Origin of the sequence: Pandoraea pnomenusa (assembly GCF_040391475.1) — a bacterium.
Classification (GTDB): domain Bacteria; phylum Pseudomonadota; class Gammaproteobacteria; order Burkholderiales; family Burkholderiaceae; genus Pandoraea; species Pandoraea pnomenusa_C.
In genome coordinates, this window is the sequence record NZ_JBEBXS010000009.1 from 18,363 (window position 1) to 33,953 (window position 15,591).

The following is a 15,591-nucleotide window of genomic DNA, read 5'->3' on the forward strand; positions in this document are numbered from 1 at the left end:
TGACACATTACTGTCACATTCAGAATCTATTCTTCGAGCCATCCACACGCTGTACCACACCAACTCGGAGAGATCCATGAAGCTGATGAAGACTGCGATTGCCGGCCTGGCTGGCGTTCTGTTCGCCGCGGGCGCGATTGCGGGCGAGATTACGGGTGCCGGCAGCACGTTTGCCGCGCCGATTTATTCGAAGTGGGCCGCCGCCTACCAGCAGTCGACCCAGAACAAGGTCAACTACCAGGGTATCGGTTCCTCGGGCGGCATCAAGCAGATCCAGGCCAAGACCGTGGATTTCGCCGGTTCGGACGCCCCGCTGACCGATGAAGACCTCGCCAAGCAAGGCCTGTTCCAGTTCCCGACGGTTGTCGGCGGCATTGTGCCGGTCGTCAATGTGCCGGGCGTGAAGCCGGGCGAGCTGGTCCTGTCGGGTGAAGTGCTGGGCGACATCTACCTGGGCAAGATCAAGAAGTGGAACGATCCGGCCATCGCCAAGCTGAACCCGAAGGTCAAGCTGCCGGACACCGACATCGCCGTGGTTCGCCGCGCCGACGGTTCGGGCACGAGCTTCGTGTTCACGAACTACCTGTCGAAGGTCAATCCGGAATGGAAGAGCAAGGTTGGCGAAGGCAGCACGGTCAACTGGCCGACGGGTACGGGCGGCAAGGGTAACGACGGTGTCGCCGCTTTCGTGCAGCGTCTGCCGGGCGCGATCGGCTACGTTGAGTCGGCCTACGCCAAGCAGAACAAGCTGACGCACACGGCCCTCGTGAATGCCGACGGCAAGACGGTCGAGCCGGATGCCAAGACGTTCGCCGCTGCTGCAGGCAAGGCCGAATGGACGAAGACGTATTACCAGATCCTGACGAACGAGAAGGGTGCTGATTCGTGGCCGATCGTGGCTGCCACGTTCGTGCTCGTGCATCAGAAGGCCGATGCCGGCAAGGAAGCCCAAGGCGCCGAGGTGCTCAAGTTCTTCGACTGGTCGTTCAAGAACGGCGTGGCTACGGCCAAGGAACTGGACTACATCCCGCTGCCGGAAAGTGTTGTGAAGCAGATCCGCGCTGACTGGAAGGCGAAGGTTGCCGAGTCGGCCAGCAAGGCCGGCATCTAAGCGCCTTGAAGGTATCGGGCAATGCGCCATCGCGTTGCCCGTGACCGAAAAAACGGCAATATCCGCGCCGCCTGTTCCGAAGCCCGAGCTCTGATCTGGCAACGGCTGGCGGCGCGCTCACGCTGAGACGACATCATGGCAGAAGCCACCAGCCCCCTCGCAACATCGGGCGCCCAACGCGCTCCGTCTTCCGTTGGCGACTTTCTCTTCGCGCTGCTCACCCGCGCCGCCGCACTCATTACGCTGCTCCTGCTCGGTGGCATTATCGTGTCGCTGATCGTCAGCGCGCTGCCGTCGATCGAGAAATTTGGCTTTGCCTTCCTGTGGACGAAGGACTGGGATCCTCCCGCAGATCAATTCGGCGCGCTCGTGCCGATCTACGGCACGATCGTCACCTCCGTGATCGCGCTCATCATCGCCGTGCCGGTCAGCTTCGGCATTGCCCTGTTTTTGACGGAACTCTCGCCCGTATGGCTGCGACGCCCGCTCGGCACGGCCATCGAGCTGCTTGCCGCCATCCCGAGTATCGTCTACGGGATGTGGGGCTTGCTGGTCTTCGCCCCGATCTTCAGCCAGTACTTCCAGAAGCCCCTGCAAATGCTGCTTGGCAACGTGCCGATCATTGGCGCGCTGTTCCAGGGCCCGCCGCTGGGCATCGGCATTCTGTCGGCCGGCGTGATCCTCGCGATCATGATCATTCCGTACATCGCCTCGGTCATGCGCGACGTGTTCGAAGTCACGCCGGTGCTGCTCAAGGAGTCGGCTTACGGCATTGGCTGCACGACCTGGGAAGTGATGTGGCGCGTCGTGCTGCCCTTCACGAAGACGGGTGTCATCGGCGGCGTCATGCTTGGCCTGGGCCGCGCGCTCGGCGAGACGATGGCGGTCACGTTCGTGATCGGCAACACGAACCTGCTCGACAACGTATCGCTGTTCTCGCCGGGTAACAGCATTACCTCGGCACTGGCCAACGAATTCGCCGAAGCCGGCCCGGGACTGCACACCGCAGCGCTCATGGAACTCGGCCTGATCCTCTTCTTCATCACCTTTGTGGTGCTGGCGCTGTCCAAGCTCATGCTGCTGCGCCTCGAGAAAAGCGAAGGTAAATAATGACCCAACAAGCGTTCGAACTGGAAACGCCTGCCGTGAAGCCCACCGACGCCTTTACCCGCGTGCGGCTGCAAGCCTACCGCCGCCGCAAGAACGTGTTCGCGATCGCCATGTCGCTCGCGGCGATGGCATTTGGCCTGACCTGGTTGCTGTGGATTCTCTACACCACGCTCTCGCTGGGCATCGGCGGCCTGTCGCTGTCGCTGTTCACCGAGATGACGCCGCCGCCGGGCACGGCAGGGGGCGGTCTGGCGAACGCCATCGTGGGCAGCGTCGTGATGGTGGGCGTCGCTACCTTCCTCGGTACGCCGCTGGGGATTCTGGCAGGTGTGTACCTGGCCGAGTACGGTCAGAAGTCGTGGCTTGCCAGCCTCACGCGCTTCATCAACGACATTCTGCTCTCGGCGCCGTCGATCGTGATCGGTCTGTTCGTGTATGCGCTGGTGGTGGCCCGCATGGGGCACTTCTCGGCCTGGGCCGGTATCGTGGCGCTCGCGCTGCTGCAGATTCCGATCGTGATCCGCACGACCGAGAACATGCTCCGGCTGGTGCCGAACAACCTGCGTGAAGCGGCCTTCGCGCTGGGCACGCCGAAGTGGCGCATCATCGTCAAGATCACGTTGAAGGCGTCGATTGCGGGCATCGTGACGGGCGTGCTGCTGGCTGTCGCACGTATCGCCGGCGAAACGGCGCCGCTGCTCTTCACTGCGCTGTCGAACCAGTTCTGGTCGCTGAACCTGAACCAGCCGATGGCCAACCTGCCGGTCACGATCTTCAAATTTGCGATGAGCCCGTTTGCGGAGTGGCAGGCCCTTGCCTGGGCGGGTGTGTTCATCATCACCCTCGGGGTGCTGTTCCTGAACATTCTGGCGCGCATGCTGTTTGCCAAGAAGTGATTGGCAAACAGACACGCGAAACGACACCACCCGACGACACCACGCACACATGACGGTTGAGACGAACATGACGAACCCGACCCAAGAAATCAAGTTGCCCTCGAAGATCGAAGTCAAGAACCTGAACTTCTTCTACGACAAGTATCACGCGCTCAAGAACATCAACCTGCGCATTCCCGACCGCAAGGTGACGGCCTTCATCGGCCCGTCGGGCTGCGGCAAGTCGACGCTGCTGCGCACGTTCAACAAGATGTACGCCCTGTATCCGGAGCAACGCGCCGAGGGCGAAATCAACATGGACGGCGAGAACCTGCTCACCAGCAAGCAGGACATCGCGCTGCTGCGCGCGAAGGTCGGCATGGTGTTCCAGAAGCCCACGCCGTTCCCGATGTCGATCTACGACAACATCGCGTTCGGTGTGCGCCTGTTCGAAAAGCTCTCGCGCTCGGAAATGGACGACCGCGTGGAGTGGGCACTGACCAAGGCCGCGCTGTGGAGCGAAGTCAAGGACAAGCTCCAGCAGTCGGGCTACGGCCTGTCGGGCGGTCAGCAACAGCGTCTGTGCATTGCTCGCGGCATTGCGATTCGTCCGGAAGTGCTGCTGCTCGACGAGCCGTGCTCGGCACTCGACCCGATCTCGACGGGGCGCATCGAAGAGCTGATCGCGGAATTGAAGGACGACTACACGGTCGTGATCGTGACGCACAACATGCAGCAGGCGGCACGTTGCTCGGACTTCACGGCTTACATGTATCTGGGCGAGCTGATCGAGTTCGGCGAGACCGAGAAGATCTTCATCAAGCCGGACCGTAAAGAGACCGAAGACTACATCACCGGCCGTTTCGGTTGATGCCCACGAGGAAATCAGCGACATGAACGACAAACACCTTTCCAGCCAGTTCGACTCCGACCTGAATCAGGTTAGCTCGCGCGTCCTCGAAATGGGCGGCCTGGTCGAATCGCAGATCGTCACGGCCATGCAGGCGCTCAACAACTTCGACCGTGCGCTGGTGGACGAAGTGATTGCCAACGAGCATCGCCTGAACACGATGGAAGTCGAGATCGACGAAGAGTGCAGCAAGATCATCGCTCGCCGCCAGCCGACCGCGCGCGACCTGCGCCTGCTGATCTCGATCTCCAAGACGATCACGAACCTCGAGCGCGCCGGCGACGAGGCCGAGAAGATCGCCAAGCGCACCCGTCACCTGCTCGAAGACGGTGCCGCACAGAGTGTCAATTTCGCCGAAATCAAGCTCTCGGGCGAGATGGCTGCACAACTGCTGCGCCGCACGCTCGACGCCTTCGCCCGCCTGGATGCGGTGGCTGCGGCGGAAATCGTGCGTGACGACAAGGCGATCGACAATGAATTCCGCGGCTTCGTGCGAAAATTGGTCACGTACATGATGGAAGACCCGCGTACCATTTCGGCCGGGCTGGATTTCCTGTTCATCGCGAAGGCGGTCGAGCGTATCGGCGACCATGCGAAGAACATTGCCGAGTTCATCATTTACATCGTCAAGGGCACCGACGTCCGGCACATTTCGCGCGAAGATCTGCAGCGCAAAGTGCAAGGCGAATGAAAGGCCAGACATTACTGAAGGTTTGAGAGGGAACCGATGCCCAGCAGCATTCTGATCGTGGAAGACGAGCCGGCGATTTCCGAGCTGATCTCCGTCAATCTTCAACACGCGGGTCATTATCCGATCCGGGCGTATAACGCCGAGCAGGCGCTGACGTTGATCAGTGACGTCCTGCCGGACCTCGTGCTGCTCGACTGGATGCTCCCCGGCAAGTCGGGCGTGACGTTCGCGCGTGAGCTGCGCGCGAACGAGCGCACCAAGCACGTGCCGATCATCATGCTCACCGCGCGCAGCGAAGAGCAGGACAAGGTGATGGGCCTCGAGATCGGTGCGGACGACTACGTCACCAAGCCTTTCTCGCCCAAGGAGCTGATGGCGCGTATCAAGGCCGTGCTGCGCCGTCGTGCGCCGCAGCTGACCGAAGACGTGGTGAGCGTGAACGGCCTGAAACTCGACCCGGCCACGCACCGTGTCACGAGCCACCAGAACAGCGGCGACAGCATCAAGCTGGATCTGGGGCCGACGGAGTTCCGTCTGCTGCACTTCTTCATGACGCATCCGGAGCGCGTGCACAGCCGCTCGCAGTTGCTCGATCAGGTGTGGGGCGATCACGTTTTCGTGGAAGAGCGCACCGTGGACGTCCACATCAAGCGGCTTCGCGCCGCGCTCAAGCCGGCAGGTCACGATGCTATGATCGAGACCGTACGCGGCAGCGGCTACCGTCTGACGAAGTCGGTCTGACGGCGCAAGGCGCCGCACCCAGCGCCCGGCGGCCAACGCCTGCCGGGCCAAGGCCGTGCTCGCCCGGTGGGCGGCGGGCGGCAAAATTCCTGTGCATCGTCTATGAATATCATCTGGGCCCGTGCGCTGGCGTTCCTGATCCTGCAAGCGGCCATCTCGGTGGCCGTGGGCTGGATTTTCGGCGCGAGTGCGGGGTATGTCACCGCCATTGTTCTGCTGGTGGTGCAGCTCCTGTTCAACGTCTACCACGCCCAGCGCCTCTGGCGCTTGCTCGACGCGCCGGTCTATGGCGAAGTCCCGAGCGCCATCGGACTCTGGGGCGAAATCTATTACCGTCTGCACAAGCTGGCCAAGCGCTGGCATAACCAGGTCAAGCAGGTGGAACAACAGCACGCACGCTTCATCCAGGCGATCCAGGCATCGCCCAACGGCGTGATCATGCTCGACGAACAGAATCAGATCGAGTGGTGCAACGCGATTGCCGAGGCGCATTTCGGTATCGACGCGAAGCGGGATCTTCGTCAGCAGATCACCCATCTTCTGCGCACGCCGGCGTTCGTTCACTACCTGTCGTCCGAGCGCTACGACGAGGCCCTGATCATGCAGCACATGGGCCAGAAGCGTAACAACGTGCTCTCGATGCAGGTGTTCCCGTACGGCGACAATCGCAAGCTCATCATCTCGCTCGACGTCACCGATCTGGAGCGCACCGACGCGATGCGGCGCGACTTCGTGGCCAACGTATCCCACGAACTCAAGACGCCGCTCACCGTGCTTTCGGGCTTCCTGGAGACGGTCGGCGAGTTGCCGCTCTCTGCCGAGGAGATTCAGCGCTACGTCGAGATCATGCGTCAGCAGGCCTCGCGCATGCAGAACATCGTGAACGATCTGCTCACGCTCGCGAAGCTCGAAGGTAGCGGCAAACCCCCGTCGGACGATCGCATCGACATGGGCGTGCAGATGCGTTCGTTACGCAGCGACGCGGAAGGGCTCTCGCAAGGCAGGCACGTGATCGAGGTCTCGGGCGTCGAAGGACTGGATCTGCGCGGTGCGGAAGGCGAGTTGCACAGTGCCTTCAGCAACCTCGTGAGCAATGCGGTGCGTTATACGCCGCAGGGCGGCAAGATCCGGATCGAATGGGGCGCAACGCCCGACGGCGGCGCTCGCTTCGCGGTGATCGACTCAGGGCTAGGAATTCCGGCCGAGCACATTCCGCGACTCACGGAGCGCTTCTATCGCATCGATCGCAGCCGTTCTCGCGACACCGGCGGTACCGGCCTCGGACTGGCGATCGTCAAGCACGTGCTCACGCGCCATCAGGCCGATCTGAAGGTGACGAGCGAGGAGGGGCATGGCAGCACGTTTGCCATTCACTTCCCGCCCACGCGTGTGGTGCATCGCGCACCGGTGGATGCCTCCGCCGCGTGACTGCCGGCGATGAGTGCGGTTTGCCTTTGATGAAAGGGCGTTCGACTTGCGGGTCGGACGCCTTTTTTTTGTGCCCGACGGCCGGCCGCTGAATGCAAAAAAGGGGGCGCTTGCCCCCTGAATTGCCTTTCCATCCGTTGAATGACGCTCGACGCGACGCCTGTCGCTCAGTTGCCGGTCTGCGGATGCTGAGCGATTTCCTGCATCAGCATCATCTGGCTGTTGAACGGTGTCTTGCCCGGCTTGCGTCGCACGTAATTGCCATCCGGACGCATGACCCACGAGGCCGTATTGTCGCGCAGATGCACCATCAGGCCCTCGCGAATCACGCGAGCCTTCAGGCGCTTCTCGCGCACCGGGAAGGCGACTTCCACACGCCGGAAGAAGTTGCGCTCCATCCAGTCGGCGCTCGAGAGCATGACCTGCTCATCACCGTTCGCATAGAAGTAGTAGATGCGATGATGTTCGAGGAAACGGCCGACGATCGAGCGTACGGTAATGTTCTCCGAGAGTCCCGGCACGCCCGCGCGCAGCGAGCATACGCCGCGCACGATCAGGTCGATCTTCACGCCCGCACGCGACGCCTTGTACAACTCGGCGATGATGGTCGGCTCCAGCAAGGCGTTCATCTTCGCGATGATGCGAGCCTTCTTGCCCGCCGCGGCGGCCTCTGTTTCCCGACGAATCGCTTCGAGCAGATGCGTGTGCATGGTGAAGGGCGATTGCCAAAGGCCATTCAACTGCGTCTGGCGGCCGATGCCCGTCAGTTGCTGGAAGACGACGTGGACGTCGGCGCAGAGCGCCTCGTCGGCCGTCATCAGCCCGAAGTCCGTGTACAGACGTGCCGTGCGCGGGTGGTAGTTGCCGGTGCCGAGGTGGACGTAGCGTTTGAGGAACGTCTTCTTGCCGTGACGCGTGCGGCGCACCACGAGCAGCATCTTGGCGTGACACTTGTGGCCGACGACACCGTAGACCACGTGCGCCCCCACGGCTTCGAGCCGGGCGGCCCAGTTGATGTTGGTCTCTTCGTCGAAGCGCGCCAGCAGCTCCACCACCACGGTGACTTCCTTGCCGTTGCGTGCGGCTTCCATGAGGGCGTCCATCAGCGCCGACTCGTTGCCGGTGCGGTAGATGGTCTGCTTGATGGCCACGACATCGGGGTCGCGGGCGGCTTGCAGCAGCAGTTCCAGCACCGGCTGGAAGCTGTCGTAGGGGTGATGCAGCAGCAGATCGCCCTGGTCGATCAGGTCGAACATGGCGGGCGAGGCGCTCATGCGCTTGGGCAGGGCGGGCACGAACGGCACGAACTTGAGGTCCGGGCGGTCGACCATCTCCGGCAGCGACATGAGGCGCACCAGGTTGACGGGGCCTTTCACGCGGTAGCAGTCGGAGTCGGTCAGTCCGCATTCGGTCTGCAGGCGGCGCACGAGGCGCGAGGGCGCGCCGGCGTCGACTTCGAGGCGTACGGCGTCGCCGAGGTGGCGTGCCGGCAGTTCGCCTTGCAGCGCGGTGCGCAGGTTCGTGATTTCGTCTTCGTCGACGAACAGGTCGCTGTTGCGGGTCACGCGGAACTGATGGCAGCCCTTGGCCGTGAGGCCCGGGAACAGTTCGCTGGCAAAGCGCAGCATGAGCGAGCTGAGCAGCACGAAGCTGTTGGGCAAGGGGGCCAGCTCGGCTGGCATCGGCACCAGCCGGGGCAGGGCGCGGGGCGCCTGCACGATGGCGAGCTCGGCGTCACGGCCGAAGGCGTCCTTGCCGTCGAGTTCGACGGCGAAGTTCAGGCTCTTGTTGAGCACGCGCGGGAACGGGTGCGCCGGATCGAGCCCGATGGGCGTGAGCACCGGCACGAGTTCGCGCAGGAAGTAGTCGCGGGCCCACTCGACCTGGGCGTCGTTCCATTGGCCCGACGGGTGGAAGGCGATGCCCTCGGCTTCGAGACGCGGCAGCAGGCTGTCGAACATGGCGTACTGCTTTTCCACGAGCGCCTGTGCCCGGGCACAGACTTGCGTGTAAACTTGCTGGAACGTCATGCCGTCGGGCGTGAGCATGCCCGGATTCTCGCGCATCTGCTCCTTCAGTCCGGCGACGCGGATCTCGAAGAATTCATCCAGATTGCTACTCACGATACAGACGAAGCGCAGGCGCTCGAGCAGTGGCGTTGCCGGATCGGCCGCCTGGGCAAGTACGCGTTCGTTGAACGCAAGGATGCCCAGCTCGCGATTGAGCAGCGGGTAATTCATATTGAACGTGCGAAAGACATGGGATTGGCGTGAATTCTTCATCCGTATTGTTACAGTTATATGACATTCACATTTGTCAACGACGTGTCATATTCGATTTGTAACGTATTCGTCATTTATTTGTCGAGAGCACGTCATGCTTTTACAGTGAAGCATCGTGTTATTCGACACTCTTCGCTCAGGCGCACCCCCACATGAGTACCCCATCGCCCTTGCTTGCGGCCGTCGATCTCGGTTCGAACAGCTTTCGCCTGATCATCGGACGTGTCGAGGAGACTTCCGCCGGCACGCAGATCTATCAGGTCGATGCCTTGCGCGAGCCGGTCAGACTGGCGGCCGGCCTGAATGCCGAAAAGTACCTCGACCATCCCTCGCAGCAGCGCGGGTGGGAGGTGCTCAAGCGCTTTGGCGAACGGCTGCGTGGGTTTCACCCCGATCAGGTAAGGGCGGTGGCGACCAATACCTTGCGGGTGGCCAAGAACGCACAGGACTTTCTGGGCGAGGCGCAGCGCGCCCTCGGGTTTCCCATCGAAGTCATTGCCGGACGGGAGGAGGCGCGTCTGATCTACGCAGGCGCGGCGCACTCGGTGCCCACCTGCCCCGGTAACCGGCTGGTCGTGGACATCGGTGGTGGCTCGACGGAATTCATCATCGGGCAGGACTACGAGCCGCTCATCATGGAGAGTCTGTATATCGGCTGCGTGAGTCACAGCCGGCAGTTCTTTCCCAGCGGCAACGTCGACGAGTATGCAATGAAGCAGGCCGAGCTTGCGGCGCGTCGTGAAATCCAGATCATTTCGGCGGCTTACCGGGAGGCCGGGTGGTCGCAGGCCATCGGTTCGTCGGGGACGGCACGCGCGCTTGCGGAGCTGCTCGAAGCCAACGGGTTCAACGACGGCGGCGTTCACGGGCTCACGCGCGGCGGCCTGGAGCGGCTCAAGCGGGCGCTCATCAAGGCCGAGAACGCCAACCGTCTCAAGCTGGCGGGCCTGAAGCAGGACCGTATTCCGGTGCTGCCGGGCGGTCTGTCGATCATGCTGTCCGTCTTCAACGAACTCGAAGTCGACCATATGGAGACGACCGACGCCGCGCTGCGTCTGGGCGTGATGTACGACTTGCTGGGTCGCACGCAGCATCAGGACATGCGCGCGGTGACCGTCGAGCAGTTCGTGCGCCGCTACGGCGTGGACAGGGCGCAGGCCGAGCGGGTGGGGCGTCTGGCGATCTCGCTGTACGGTCAGTTGCCGATCGACCTGCCCGAAGGCGACGAGGGCGACGAGGGCAGCGACACGCGCGAGGAAGACGAGGCACTACTGAACTGGGCGGCGTCGTTGCATGAGATGGGCCTGTCGATCTCGCACAGCGCCTATCACAAGCATTCGGCATACATCGGCAGCAACGCGGATATGCCGGGCTTCTCACGCCCCGATCAGGCGAAGCTTGCGGAATTGCTCCTCGGCCACGTCGGCAAGCTGGGCAAGCTGGCGTCGCAGGCGCAGCAGGTCGACTGGCAACTGTTGTTCTGCCTGCGCCTGGCGGTGCTGTTCTGCCGCCGCCGTACCGATGCGCTGCCGGACAGCATTGAGGTCGAGCGCCTGGACGACGGCTTTCAGGTGTCGGTGCCGCGCGTATGGATCGAGGCCAACCCGCTCACCGACTACAGCCTGCAACGTGAGGCACAGGAGTGGGAGAAGATCGGCATGCGTTACAAGGTGGTCTACGCCTGATCGCCGCGCGGTCAAAGCCCAAGCAAAAGCCCGGCATCTGCCGGGCTTTTTTGTCCTCGTCGGGACGAAATACTTTGGGGGGGGAGGTCGCCTGTCAGGCTTGTTGGAGTTTGCTGATGAGGTCCGGTCCGAGGAAGTGTCGCGCGTAGCGCGGGTTCATGTCGGCCAGACGGAACAACGTCAGGAAGTCGGCGGTATTGAAATCGGGATCCCAGGCCGGTGCGCCGCAGATGCGGGCGCCCAGGCGCAGGTAACCCTTGACCAGTGCGGGCGGCTCCACGTCGAGTGTCGATTGCAGTTCGTCGACGGGCAGGGCGATACGCGGCACGGCGTGGTACTCGGTAGGGGCCATCGCCGAGCCTTGGAGCTTGCGATAGAGGCTGGCGGCATAGTGACCGCCGTCGGCCATCGGCACGCTGGCGCAGCCGAGCATCGTCTCCAGACCGTTACGCAGCATGTACTCGGCGAGGCCGCTCCAGAGTGCCATGATGACGGCGCCATTGCGGTAGTCCGGATGGACGCACGAGCGGCCGGTTTCGAGCATCTTCGGGCGCAGATGATCGAGGCGGGAGAGGTCGAACTCCCCTTCGGAGTACAAACGTCCGAGGCGTTTGGCTTGTGCCGGGGGCAACACGCGGTAGGTGCCGACAACCTTGAGCGAATCCTGATCGCGCACGATCAGGTGGTCGCAATATTGGTCGTATTCGTCGACATCCAGGCCTGCCGGACCTTTGACCGATGCACCCATTTCTTCCGCGAAGACCTGATATCTCAGGCGCTGGGCTTCCCGAAGCTCGCTTTCGTCGCGTGCCCACGCCACGACCAGATTCTGTTTGACAGACGTTTCAGGGCGAGGAAGACGCCTCCGCGACGTGGGGGTCAGCGAAGAGAGCGGCATGGTGGGGTTCGGCAGGTCGCGCATAAAGGCCCTTTTTTTGACGGTCGCGTTGCGACGTACTTTAAAAAGCATCAATGTCGATTCCGTGAACGGTAGGCGACAATTCTATGACAAAAAGCGCAGTGTCATGAGTCAGGTCCCGTTCCTTCGGCGTTTCAAGCCGTTTTTTTGCCGCGCCTTCGTCGTGGGAATCGCGAATATGTTTCGGGTTTGCGACGGGGAGCGAGCATTGAGCCGTGGCTCGCACCGGCGGACGACGCGTGGTTCAGAGCAGGTCAGGATTGATGACGGCGCGCACCACGACCTGGCTCTCGTCTTCACGGCGGCGCGAGGCGAGCCACCAGATGCCTGACTTCTTGATGGTCCAGTAGGCTTCCTGGCCGCTCAGGAGCAGCGCGGCGAGCTGGCCGAGCGAGGGTTGGTGGCCGACCACCACGACGGTTTGGGCGGTGCTTGGCCAGTCGATGGCACCGAGCAGGGTCATGGCGTTGGCGCCGGGGGCGAGGTCGCGCACGATGCGCGGCGTGGGCGTCAGGGCCTGGGCGGTCTGGACGGCGCGCACGGCGGGGCTGGAGAGGATGATGGCGTCGTCCGGCAGGCGGGGGCGAAGCCACTGGGCGGCCTTTTCGGCCTGTTTGTGACCTCGGTTGGTGAGTTCGCGGGCGAGATCGGCTTGTGCGCTCAGGGCGAGGGCCGCTGGCAGGTTTTCGGCGTCGGCGTGACGCCAGAGAATCAGGTTCATCGACACGGGTTCGGACATGGTGAACCTCTCACTATGACGGGGTTTCGTGGCGGCGGCGTGACCGTCGTCGAGACAATCGCGAGCCCTTATTGTGCCAGTGACGCAGGGAAATTTGCCCGGACCATGTGCGCCCATTTGACGCGGCGGCCCGAACCCACTAGAATCTCACCTCTTTCGTCGGAGCGTAGCGCAGCCTGGTAGCGCATCTGATTTGGGATCAGAGGGTCGTAGGTTCGAATCCTATCGCTCCGACCAAAAAATCCTTGCAGTACAAGCAGTTACGGAGCGCCCCATAGGGGCGTTTTTCGTTTGTCTAATATCCTGTCTAACTGCGTCTAATATCCGGTGCTTGTACAGTGCTGTCGATCTGTCCAGCTTTTGGCAGATTCATGCGGATTACGCTCGTCGGCGTCAGCCGGGACTTGAGATAGATTTCGGTCGTCTTGACGTCGGAGTGAGCTGCCGCCACCCTCAGCTGTTCCATCGTGTATCCGGCTCTCTCGGCATCCGTCAGTGCCTTCGCACGGATGTCCTTGACGGTATAGACCGCCTCCCCAAGTCCAGCCCTCACGCAGGCGCGATCCCAGGCACTCCGAACCGCCGTAGCGCCGTATGGCTTCCCGCTGAGGGAGTGGATGACGTGCTTGCCCTTGACCTTCCCGAAGGTACGAGCCCTCTCCAGCACAGCGTCAATCTCCGGCGTGATCGGCCAATCGACGGCTGCGCCTGTTGAGTCTGCCGTTTTCGATGGCTGGAAGTGAATCACCTTCGCGTCGCGGTCGACATCGGCCCACTGAAGATTCCGCACATCGGTCGAACGCTGCATCGTCAGATAGCAGAGATCCACAAAGCACTGCATCATCTCTCCGCTTCGCACTTCCCTTCCGTTCGCCTCTCTCGCGAGAGCATCTCTGATCGCGATGAAATGTCCGTCGGTAATGTAGACATCCCGCGCTTTCGGTTTCTTGAGCTTCACCTCTCGGCATGGGTTGCTCGTCATGTGGCGCTTGAGAATGCACCAGGCGAAGAAGCCGGAAAGAAACGCGCGCATCACGCGCTGCATATGCAGCTTCCCGTCCCAATTGCCAGTTAAGAATTCAGCCACGTAAGCGGGGTCCACCTGATCAACGTCGACATCGCGGAACGAAGACTTAACGTATTCCGCATAGTGCGGCCACGCCTTCTCTTTGTGCTTCTTCTTGTGCAGGTCGACATAGTCGTCGACGAGGCCGGGAATGTTGCCCGACCCGGTTGCTGACTCGGCTTTCCGCTTCTCGTTGGCCAGGCGCTCAAGCATTGCCGGTTCGCCGTCGCTGACGCGGCACAACTTGACCCAACGATTAGTGCCAGGCTTGAACCAGTAGTAGCTACCGTGCTTCGCGTACACACGGTTTGGCAACCCGTCTGGAGCTTTTCGGCGACGCGCGTTCATGCTGCCCGCCTCACGGAGTGGAGTGCAGGCCGCACCGGCGGCGCTGACGACGGAAGCACACCGGCCTTCTTCGCGCTGAGCGCTTCGAACGTCGCCCACGTCATGATGATGTGACCATTGGCGCGCGTCACGACATCGATGCCGAATTGCTGCTTGAACCAAGCAACCTGCGTTGAGCAGCGTTTCTTGCCCGTGATCTCGACCAGATCCGCGTCACTGATCAATCGGCTGTTCATTTTTTACTCCCCGTTCGCCGGCGGCGCTCCGCAGGCAGTTTCCAAACGCAAGCGGGGACGCGCTAACAAGGGCGTCCCCGCTATCCATACGTGCGCCGGCGGCGCTTACGTCAAAATTCCCCAATCCCTCTCGGTGACCCGCAGAATCTCTTTCAGTGCTTCGGCCGTGGCCGACGCCGCTACGTTCAAACGGGCGTTTGGTTGTGACAGATTATTTGTCCGGATCATTTCGTTGACTAAACTCGTCTGACCGCAATGCACATACACGCCCCCGCGGCGTTGCGGATTCTGGGCTCATCCACTCGATGGGCCCTCTTTGTTGTGGCCGGGTGGGTGGTCATGCTGTTTCCAGTTGCAGGCCCGGCTGTCGCGTGCGATCGCGCTGCAGGGCGAAGTACTCAGGGTTTAGTTCGCAGCCGAGGTAATGCCGGCCGAGACGGCTGGCCACTTGCGCGACGGTACCGCTGCCCATGAACGGATCGAAGACGATATCGCCGGGCCGACTGCCCGCGAGCACGCATGGTTCGACGAGCGCCTCGGGGAAGGTTGCGAAGTGCGCGCCGTCGAATGACTGCGTCGGGATGGTCCAGACGCTGCGGCGATTGCGAGTGTCGACGAGATCCTTCACTGCCGCCGAGAACGACGCGTTCTGCTTCACGCGCGGCTTGGCCATCTTGTCGTACCCACGCCCGAAGCCGACTCCTGTGCCCGGGTATCGGCCGGTCAGGTTCCGATGGCCGCCCGGCGACGTGTCCCATCCGCTCGGCGCCGTCTTCGGGTTCACGCCCGCGCCGCGCGCATGAGCTCCACCGCTTACCGGTTCCTGCATAGCGCTGAAGTCGTAGAAATAGCGCTCGTTCTTCGTCATCAGGAACAGGTATTCGTGCGCTTTCGTGCAGCGATCGCGGATGCTCTCGGGCATCGGGTTCGGCTTGTGCCAGATGATGTCTTGGCGAAGCCACCAGCCGGCATCCTGTAGCGCGAATGCTAGGCGCCACGGCTGGCCGACCAGATCCTTAGGCTTCAATCCTTCGACGCGGAAGTCGTTGCGCGGGATGGGGGTGTCGTCTCGCCGGCGCGAAGCGGTCATTTTCAGCTTCGCCGCCTTCGCCGCGTTCTGGTTGTGGCGGCTTCCTTGCAGCGTGCTACCGGTGTCTGGCCCCGACCGACTGCCGGCATAGCTGTCGCCCATGTTCAGCCACAGCGTGCCGTCGTCGGTCAGCAGCTCGCGGCACAGCGCGAATACCTCGACCATGTTCGCGAGGAATTCGGGCAGCGTCGGTTCTAGGCCAAGCTGGCCAGCGACGCCATAGTCGCGCAGGCCCCAGTAGGGCGGGCTGGTGACGATGCACTGCACCTTCACGCCCTCGGCGATCAGCATGCGCATGCTGTCTCGGCAGTCGCCCAGAATGATCTCGTTCTGTCTCATGCTAGGATTCCCAGGAAAATC

The 15,591-nt window shown here is 62.3% G+C and carries 14 protein-coding genes and 1 tRNA gene; 9 read left to right on the top strand and 6 right to left on the bottom strand.

The genetic code is table 11. The annotated features are described in order from the left end of the window. Positions 1–76: 76 nt before the first annotated feature. The 7 genes from pstS (at position 77) to phoR (ending at position 6,866) form a co-directional block, all read left to right on the top strand. The gene (pstS, locus tag ABWO90_RS11470; RefSeq protein WP_353191358.1) at positions 77–1,111 is read left to right on the top strand and encodes a phosphate ABC transporter substrate-binding protein PstS; all 1,035 of its coding nucleotides are present in this window, start codon (positions 77–79) and stop codon (positions 1,109–1,111) included. 135 nt (positions 1,112–1,246) lie between these two features. Continuing rightward, positions 1,247–2,221 (top strand): phosphate ABC transporter permease PstC, encoded by a 975-nt coding sequence (gene pstC, locus ABWO90_RS11475; protein WP_353191359.1) that lies wholly within the window; start codon positions 1,247–1,249, stop codon positions 2,219–2,221. Continuing rightward, a complete protein-coding gene (pstA, locus tag ABWO90_RS11480) occupies positions 2,221–3,117 on the top strand; it encodes a phosphate ABC transporter permease PstA (protein ID WP_353191360.1) in 897 nt (298 codons plus the stop codon). Before pstC ends, pstA begins: the two co-directional genes overlap by 1 nt. Positions 3,118–3,184: 67 nt before the next feature. After that, positions 3,185–3,967 carry a phosphate ABC transporter ATP-binding protein PstB gene (gene pstB / locus ABWO90_RS11485; protein WP_023595192.1) on the top strand — a complete coding sequence of 261 codons (783 nt, stop codon included), beginning with the start codon at positions 3,185–3,187 and terminating at the stop codon, positions 3,965–3,967. Between the two features lie 22 nt (positions 3,968–3,989). Next, positions 3,990–4,697: a phosphate signaling complex protein PhoU gene (gene phoU / locus ABWO90_RS11490; RefSeq protein WP_353191361.1), complete on the top strand. Its 708-nt coding sequence runs from the start codon at positions 3,990–3,992 to the stop codon at positions 4,695–4,697. A gap of 36 nt (positions 4,698–4,733) precedes the next feature. Further along, positions 4,734–5,438, top strand: a complete 705-nt coding sequence (gene phoB, locus ABWO90_RS11495) for a phosphate regulon transcriptional regulator PhoB (protein WP_353191362.1) — start codon at positions 4,734–4,736, stop codon at positions 5,436–5,438. Between the two features lie 102 nt (positions 5,439–5,540). Then, positions 5,541–6,866 carry a phosphate regulon sensor histidine kinase PhoR gene (gene phoR, locus ABWO90_RS11500; protein WP_353191363.1) on the top strand — a complete coding sequence of 442 codons (1,326 nt, stop codon included), beginning with the start codon at positions 5,541–5,543 and terminating at the stop codon, positions 6,864–6,866. A gap of 167 nt (positions 6,867–7,033) precedes the next feature. On the opposite strand, the gene ppk1 is transcribed toward phoR, so the two are convergent. Further along, positions 7,034–9,148, bottom strand: a complete 2,115-nt coding sequence (gene ppk1, locus ABWO90_RS11505; RefSeq protein ID WP_353191364.1) for a polyphosphate kinase 1 — start codon at positions 9,146–9,148, stop codon at positions 7,034–7,036. A 152-nt stretch (positions 9,149–9,300) separates the two neighbouring features. Here ppk1 and ppx point away from each other — a divergent pair, with 152 nt between their 5' ends. After that, the gene (gene ppx, locus ABWO90_RS11510) at positions 9,301–10,833 is read left to right on the top strand and encodes an exopolyphosphatase (protein ID WP_353191365.1); all 1,533 of its coding nucleotides are present in this window, start codon (positions 9,301–9,303) and stop codon (positions 10,831–10,833) included. Between the two features lie 94 nt (positions 10,834–10,927). Here the strand turns inward: ppx and ABWO90_RS11515 are convergent, their stop codons facing one another. Continuing rightward, positions 10,928–11,755, bottom strand: a complete 828-nt coding sequence (locus ABWO90_RS11515; protein WP_353191366.1) for a GNAT family N-acetyltransferase — start codon at positions 11,753–11,755, stop codon at positions 10,928–10,930. Between the two features lie 241 nt (positions 11,756–11,996). Further along, positions 11,997–12,473: a SixA phosphatase family protein gene (locus ABWO90_RS11520; RefSeq protein WP_353191537.1), complete on the bottom strand. Its 477-nt coding sequence runs from the start codon at positions 12,471–12,473 to the stop codon at positions 11,997–11,999. 178 nt (positions 12,474–12,651) lie between these two features. Between ABWO90_RS11520 and ABWO90_RS11525 the strand changes: the two genes are divergently transcribed. Further along, positions 12,652–12,728, top strand: a tRNA-Pro gene (locus tag ABWO90_RS11525). Positions 12,729–12,798: 70 nt separating this feature from the next. Here ABWO90_RS11525 and ABWO90_RS11530 read toward each other — a convergent pair. From ABWO90_RS11530 to ABWO90_RS11540, 3 genes are all read right to left on the bottom strand, one after another. Further along, on the bottom strand, positions 12,799–13,905 hold the full coding sequence (locus tag ABWO90_RS11530; RefSeq protein ID WP_353191367.1) for a tyrosine-type recombinase/integrase: 1,107 nt from the start codon (positions 13,903–13,905) through the stop codon (positions 12,799–12,801). Then, positions 13,902–14,141: a DUF4224 domain-containing protein gene (locus ABWO90_RS11535; protein WP_353191368.1), complete on the bottom strand. Its 240-nt coding sequence runs from the start codon at positions 14,139–14,141 to the stop codon at positions 13,902–13,904. Before ABWO90_RS11535 ends, ABWO90_RS11530 begins: the two co-directional genes overlap by 4 nt. A gap of 337 nt (positions 14,142–14,478) precedes the next feature. Further along, on the bottom strand, positions 14,479–15,570 hold the full coding sequence (locus tag ABWO90_RS11540; protein ID WP_353191369.1) for a DNA-methyltransferase: 1,092 nt from the start codon (positions 15,568–15,570) through the stop codon (positions 14,479–14,481). Positions 15,571–15,591 lie beyond the last annotated feature (21 nt).